At 64.7% G+C, this 6,975-nt stretch carries 5 protein-coding genes; all 5 read left to right on the top strand.

The features are described 5' to 3' along the window. Positions 1–67: 67 nt before the first annotated feature. Positions 68–595 (top strand): molybdopterin-guanine dinucleotide biosynthesis protein B, encoded by a 528-nt coding sequence (mobB, locus tag C2U70_RS27270; RefSeq protein WP_140981721.1) that lies wholly within the window; start codon positions 68–70, stop codon positions 593–595. Between the two features lie 9 nt (positions 596–604). Then, entirely contained in the window at positions 605–1,861 is a 1,257-nt protein-coding gene (locus C2U70_RS27265; RefSeq protein WP_140981720.1) for a molybdopterin molybdotransferase MoeA, read from the top strand. 46 nt (positions 1,862–1,907) lie between these two features. Then, positions 1,908–2,141 (top strand): sulfurtransferase TusA family protein, encoded by a 234-nt coding sequence (locus C2U70_RS27260; RefSeq protein ID WP_140981719.1) that lies wholly within the window; start codon positions 1,908–1,910, stop codon positions 2,139–2,141. A gap of 306 nt (positions 2,142–2,447) precedes the next feature. Next, on the top strand, positions 2,448–4,154 hold the full coding sequence (locus tag C2U70_RS27255) for an NADH-ubiquinone oxidoreductase-F iron-sulfur binding region domain-containing protein (protein ID WP_140981718.1): 1,707 nt from the start codon (positions 2,448–2,450) through the stop codon (positions 4,152–4,154). Then, positions 4,151–6,919 carry a formate dehydrogenase subunit alpha gene (gene fdhF, locus C2U70_RS27250; protein WP_140981717.1) on the top strand — a complete coding sequence of 923 codons (2,769 nt, stop codon included), beginning with the start codon at positions 4,151–4,153 and terminating at the stop codon, positions 6,917–6,919. Before C2U70_RS27255 ends, fdhF begins: the two co-directional genes overlap by 4 nt. Positions 6,920–6,975: the final 56 nt, after the last annotated feature.

Below are 6,975 nucleotides of genomic sequence, written 5' to 3'. Positions count from 1 at the left end.
TCGCTCGCAATGACGGTGGATAAGCTGGTTCCACCGGCCATGAGCCGTGGATGAGGATCGAACGGTGATGAAAGTAATCGGCCTTGCGGGATGGAGTGGTGCGGGCAAGACCACGCTGCTGACGCGGCTGATTCCGCATTTCAGGGCTGACGGCCTGCGCGTGTCCGTGATCAAGCACGCCCACCACCATTTTGACGTCGACGTGCCCGGCAAGGATTCCTGGCGGCACCGGGAGGCCGGTGCGGCCGAGGTGTTGGTGTCCTCGGAGCGGCGCTGGGCGCTGATGCATGAGTTGCGCGGGGAGGGCGAGCCGCGGCTGCCGGAGCTCCTGGAAAAGCTCGCGCTGGTCGATCTCGTCGTGGTCGAAGGCTTCAAGCGCGAGCCGCATCGCAAGATCGAGGTGCATCGCGCCGCCAACAACAAGCCGCTGCTGTTCCCCGACGATCCCGGAATTGTCGGGATTGCGACCGACACGCCGATTGAAACGAGACTGCCGACCGTCCATCTGGACGATATCCCCGCGGTCGCAGCACTTCTGTTGCGCTCGGCGATGCCGGTCGAAGAGGCCGTGGCGAGAAGTGCCGTGACGCGCTGACGAGGAACGATGGCGCAACTGTCCGACGATTGTTTTGCGTTTGGCGGGCCGATGATGTCGGTCGACGACGCCGTCGGCCTGATCGCTGCCCGCGTCAACGCGATCGCCGATATCGAGACGGTCGCGTTGACCGAAGCCGACGGGCGCGTGCTTGCGAAGGATATTGCGGCACCCTTGCCGTTGCCGCCCTTCACCAACTCCGCGGTCGATGGCTACGCGGTGCGCAACGCGGATATCCCGAAAGGCGAGGAGCAGGCGTTGCCGTTGGACGGCCGTGTCGCGGCCGGTGGCGCGGCGGAAGCGCCGATCAAGTCCGGCCACACCTTGCGCATCTTCACGGGCGCGCCGATGCCGCCTGATGCCGGGACCGTCTTCATGCAGGAGGATGTGCGCGTCGATGAGGCTGGAAAGATCGTGCTGCCGCCGGGATTGAAGCCCGGCGCAAATGTCCGCCCCGCGGGCGAAGACATTCCGCAGGGCCACCTCGCGCTATTCGCCGGCCAGCGGCTGCGGCCGCAGCATGTCGCGCTCGCCGCCGCCTTCGGGCTGACATCGCTTGACGTGGTCAGGCGCATCCGCGTTGCGGTGTTCTCGACTGGCGATGAGCTGGCTTCGCCGGGCACGACGCGCGGAGCCTCGCAACTGTTCGACTCCAATCGCGTCATGCTGATCGCGATGCTGCGCCGGCTCGGTTGCGAGGTCTCCGATCTCGGTATCTTGCGCGACGATCGCGCTACGCTCGCACAGGGCCTGAAGAAGGTTGCGGGCCAGCATGATCTGATCGTCACCAGCGGCGGCGTCTCGACCGGCGAGGAGGATCACGTCAGGGCCGCCGTCGAGGAGATCGGCAAGCTCGTGTTGTGGCGGATGGCGATCAAGCCCGGCCGTCCCGTGGCGATGGGCATCATCGGCGGCACGCCGCTGATCGGGTTGCCCGGCAATCCCGTCGCGAGCTTTGTCACCTTCGTTCACGTGGTGCGGCCGACGGTTCTCGCGCTGGCCGGCAGCCGGCCGGAACCGATCGTTGCTATCCCCGTGCGCGCCGCCTTCACCTACAAGAAGAAGGAGGGCCGGCGCGAATATGTCCGCGTCTTCCTGCGCAAGGGCGAGGGCGGTGCGCTCGAAGTGACCAAGTTTCCGCGCGAAGGCGCAGGCCTGTTGTCCTCGCTGGTCGAGACCGACGGTCTCGTCGAGCTCGGCGAAGACGTCACGCGGGTGGAGCCGGGCGCGAGCGTCGGCTTCCTGTCCTACGCGAGCCTGCTCTGAGGCCGCACGCGTTGACGCCGCCCGCCCGCCCCGCCATGTTGCCGCGATGACCAGGACGACTCTCGATCTCACCGGGCTCAAATGCCCGCTGCCGGCGCTCAAGACGCGCAAGGCGCTGAAGCCGTTGACCGCGGGCGACCAGCTCGAGGTTCACTGCACCGATCCCTTGTCGGTGATCGACATTCCCAACCTGATCCGCGAGACCGGCGACAAGGTCGAGATCACCGAGCGCAATGACGTCCGCATCGTGTTCCTGATCGAAAAGACTGACAACACGTAGAGTGCTGTGGGCGACCATCGCTGGCCCTCTATCAAGGAGTGCATGGCAGAGGGCCGAGCGTCCAGGAATGGGCGCTTCGATAGGCTTTCGCTATCGCAGCATGGGACGCCTTTATTGATCTCCCGGTCAATTCAGGCTTCGTTCTATGGGTTGGCGCGTTGGACACCCGCAAGGTCGGGTCCCGCCCGCAATCCAGGGCTGAGTGCTCCACTTAACTGCTTCCGCGAGCATGATAATTGGCTTGGCATCTGGTATGCCAGGGGCTAGAGTTGGAGCCGTTCTAGAAGACGAGATCGAGACGAATCGATGAACCACGATGACGTGCACAAGGTCCGAGCCTTCGAGCATCCCGGTGAGGGACGACGACGCGCCAAGGCCACCCCGAAGGGGCGTCAGGTCGATCCGACCGCCGGGCATGAGATCGAGCTGCTGCTCGGCGACCGTCCGCGCCGTCGCGACCTGCTCATCGAATATCTCCACCTGATCCAGGACAAATATCACCAGATCTCCGCGGCGCATCTTGCCGCACTCGCCGACGAGATGAAGCTCTCCTTCGCCGAAGTGTTCGAGACCGCGACCTTCTATGCGCATTTCGACGTGGTGAAGGAAGGCGAGTCCGATATCGCCCCGCTCACCATCCGCGTTTGCGATTCCCTGACTTGCGCGATGCTCGGCGGCGAGAAGCTCCTGGAGGATCTGCAAAGCAAGGCTGGACCGGGCATCCGTGTCGTGCGCGCCCCCTGCGTCGGCCGTTGCGATACCGCACCCGCTGCCGAGGTCGGTCACAACTTCGTCGATCATGCGACGGTCACGAATGTGCTGGCCACCGCAAAGGCCGGCGACACCCATGCGCACCTGCCCAAATACACCGACTATGCCGCCTATGTCGCCGGTGGTGGCTACAAGCTCTTGAACCGCCTGCGCTCCGGCGAATTGTCGCGCGACGATCTCTTGAAGGCGCTCGACGACGCCTCGTTGCGCGGGCTCGGCGGCGCCGGATTCCCGACCGGCCGCAAATGGCGCGCGGTGCTAGGGGAACCCGGTCCGCGGCTGATGGCGATCAACGGCGACGAAGGCGAGCCCGGCACGTTCAAGGACCGCTATTATCTCGAGACCGACCCGCATCGCTTCATCGAGGGCATGCTGATCGGCGCGCATGTCGTCGAGGCCGCCGAAATCTACATCTACATCCGCGACGAATATCCGGCCGCGCGCGAAATTCTGGAGCGCGAGATCGCAAAGCTGCCCGCGGGTGGTCCGACGCTGCATCTGCGGCGCGGGGCAGGTGCCTATATCTGCGGCGAAGAGTCCTCGCTGCTGGAAAGCATCGAGGGCAAGCGCGGTCTGCCGCGGCACAAGCCGCCTTATCCGTTCCAGGTCGGCCTGTTCGGCCTGCCGACGCTGATCAACAATATCGAGACGCTGTGGTGGGTGCGCGACATCGTCGAGAAGGGCGCCGACTGGTGGAAGGGCCATGGCCGCAATGAGCGCTTTGGCTTGCGCAGCTTCTCGGTCTCGGGCCGCGTGAAGAATCCAGGCATGAAGCTCGCGCCCGCGGGCATCACCGTGCGCGAGCTGATCGACGAATATTGTGGCGGCATGGCCGATGGCCATCACTTCTATGCCTATCTGCCGGGCGGCGCGTCCGGCGGCATTTTGCCGGCGTCGATGGATAACATCCCGCTCGATTTCGGCACGCTGGAGAAATACGGCTGCTTCATCGGCTCGGCCGCGATCGTGATCCTGTCGCAGCATGACAGTGTGCGGAGTGCGGCGCTGAACCTGATGAAGTTTTTTGAGGACGAGAGCTGCGGACAGTGCACGCCGTGCCGCGTCGGCACCCAGAAAGCGGCGCAGCTGATGCAGAAGCCGGTCTGGAATCGCGCGTTGCTGGACGAATTGAGCCAGGCGATGCGCGATGCCTCGATCTGTGGCCTCGGACAGGCCGCATCCAATCCGCTCACATCGGTGATCAAATATTTCCCTGACGAGTTCAAGGAAGCGGCCGAATGACCAAGATTACGTTCGAGCTCGACGGCAAGCAGGTCGAGGCCAAGCCCGGCGAGACCATCTGGCAGGTGGCAAAGCGTCAGGGGCGGGACATCCCGCATCTCTGCTACTCGCCCGAGCCCGACTACCGCCCCGACGGCAATTGCCGCGCCTGCATGGTCGAGATCGAAGGCGAGCGCGTGCTCGCTGCCTCCTGCAAGCGCACGCCCTCCGTCGGTATGAAGGTGAAGACCGAGTCGGCGCGTGCGACTGCTGCGCAGAAAATGGTGATGGAGCTGCTGGTTGCTGATCAGCCGACGCGCGAGACTTCGCACGATCCCGATTCAAAATTCTGGAACTGGGCGGAGAAGACCGGCGTCACCGAGAGCCGTTTCCCCGCCGCGGAGCGCTGGGCGACCGATGCCAGCCATCCGGCGATGCGCGTCAATCTCGATGCCTGCATCCAGTGTGGCCTGTGCGTGCGCGCCTGCCGCGAGGTCCAGGTCAACGACGTCATCGGCATGGCCTATCGCAATGCCGACGCGAAAATCGTGTTCGACTTCGACGATCCCATGGGTGAGTCCACCTGCGTCGCCTGCGGCGAATGCGTGCAGGCCTGTCCGACCGGCGCGTTGATGCCGGCGGTGATGCTGGACGAGGCGCAGACCCGCGTCACCTATGCCGACAAGAAGGTGGATTCGCTCTGCCCGTTCTGCGGTGTCGGCTGCCAGGTTACCTATCAGGTCAAGGACGACAAGGTGATCTATGCGGAAGGCCGCGACGGCCCCGCCAACCACAACCGCCTCTGCGTCAAGGGTCGCTTCGGCTTTGACTACATCCACCATCCGCACCGCATCACGAAGCCGCTGGTGCGGCTGCCGAACGCGAAGAAGGACTTTAACGACCAGGTTGACCCGGCCAATCCCTTCACCCATTTCCGCGAGGCGTCGTGGGACGAGGCGCTGGATATCGCCGCCAAGGGTCTCGTCAAGATCCGCAACACCAACGGCGTGAAGGCGCTGGCCGGCTTCGGCTCGGCCAAGGGCTCGAATGAAGAGGCCTACCTGTTCCAGAAGCTGGTTCGCACCGGCTTCGGCTCCAACAATGTCGATCACTGCACGCGGCTGTGCCACGCCTCGTCGGTGGCGGCGCTGTTCGAAGGCCTGAGCTCCGGCGCCGTGTCGGCGCCGTTCTCCGCGGCGATGGACGCCGAGGTCATCATCGTGATCGGCGCCAACCCGACCGTGAACCATCCGGTCGCCGCGACCTTCATCAAGAACGCGGTCAAGCAGAACGGCACCAAGCTGTTCGTCATGGACCCGCGCAAGCAGTCGCTATCGCGTCATGCGACCAAGCATCTGCAGTTCAAGCCGGGTGCTGACGTCGCGATGCTGAACGCGATGATCAATACGATCATCACCGAAGGTCTGACCGACGATCAGTACATCGCCGGCTACACCGAGGGCTTTGACGAGCTGAAAGAGAAGATCAAGGAGTTCACGCCGGAGAAGATGGAGCCGATCTGCGGCGTCCCGGCGCAAACGCTTCGTGAAGTCGCGCGGACCTACGCGCGGGCAAAGTCCTCGATCATCTTCTGGGGCATGGGCATCAGCCAGCATGTCCACGGCACCGACAATGCGCGCTGCCTGATTGCGCTGGCACTGATCACCGGCCAGGTCGGCCGCCCCGGCACGGGACTGCATCCGCTGCGCGGCCAGAACAACGTGCAGGGCGCCTCCGACGCCGGCCTGATCCCGATGTTCCTACCGGACTACCAGCCGGTCGGCCGCGTCGATCTGCGCGGCAAGTTCGAGGAGAACTGGCAGAAGAGCCTCGATCCGGTCCGCGGCCTCACCGTCGTCGAGATCATGAGCGCGATCCACGCCGGCGAGATCAAGGGCATGTATATCGAGGGCGAGAACCCCGCGATGTCGGACCCCGATCTGCAGCATGCGCGCCAGGCGCTCGCCATGCTGGATCATCTCGTGGTGCAGGATCTCTTCGTCACCGAGACCGCGTTCCACGCCGACGTCATCCTGCCGGCTTCGGCCTTTGCCGAGAAGGACGGCTCCTTCACCAACACCGATCGCCGCGTGCAGCTCGCGCGCCAGGTGATCAAGCCGCCGGGCGATGCGCGCCAGGATCTCTGGATCATCCAGGAGATCGGCAAGCGCATGGGATTGCCCTGGAACTATGCCGGTCCCGGCGAGGTCTTCACCGAGATGGCCGAGTTGATGCCCTCGCTGAAGAATATCACCTGGGAGCGGCTGGTGCGCGAAGGCGCGGTGACCTATCCGGTCGACGACCCGAACAAGCCCGGCAACGAGATCATCTTCACCACGGGCTTCCCGACCGAAAGCGGCCGCGGCAAGATCGTGCCGGCAAAGGTCATTCCGCCGGACGAGGTGCCCGACGCCGAATATCCGATGGTGCTCTCGACCGGCCGCGTGCTCGAACACTGGCACACCGGTTCGATGACGCGGCGCGCCCAGGTGCTCGACCAGATCGAGCCGGAAGCAGTCGCCTTCATGAACCCGAAGGACATGCGCAAGAAGCAGCTCTCGCTGGGCGATTTCATCCGCCTCGAAACCCGCCGCGGCGCGGTCGAGGTCAAGGTCCGCTCCGATCGCGACGTGCCGGAGAACATGGTGTTCATGCCATTCTGCTACGCGGAGGCGGCGGCGAACCTCCTGACCAACCCGGCGCTGGATCCCTTCGGCAAGATCCCGGAGTTCAAGTTCTGCGCGGCGAGGGCGGAACGCGTGGCGATGCGGGACGCGGCGGAGTAGGGGCAGCCAAACCCTCGGTGTCGTCCCGGCGAAGGCCGGGACCCATACCGCGTGAT

Origin of the sequence: Bradyrhizobium guangdongense (assembly GCF_006483445.1) — a bacterium.
Taxonomy (GTDB): Bacteria; Pseudomonadota; Alphaproteobacteria; order Rhizobiales; family Xanthobacteraceae; genus Bradyrhizobium; species Bradyrhizobium guangdongense_A.
This window is presented reverse-complemented; position numbering and strand designations above follow the sequence as displayed.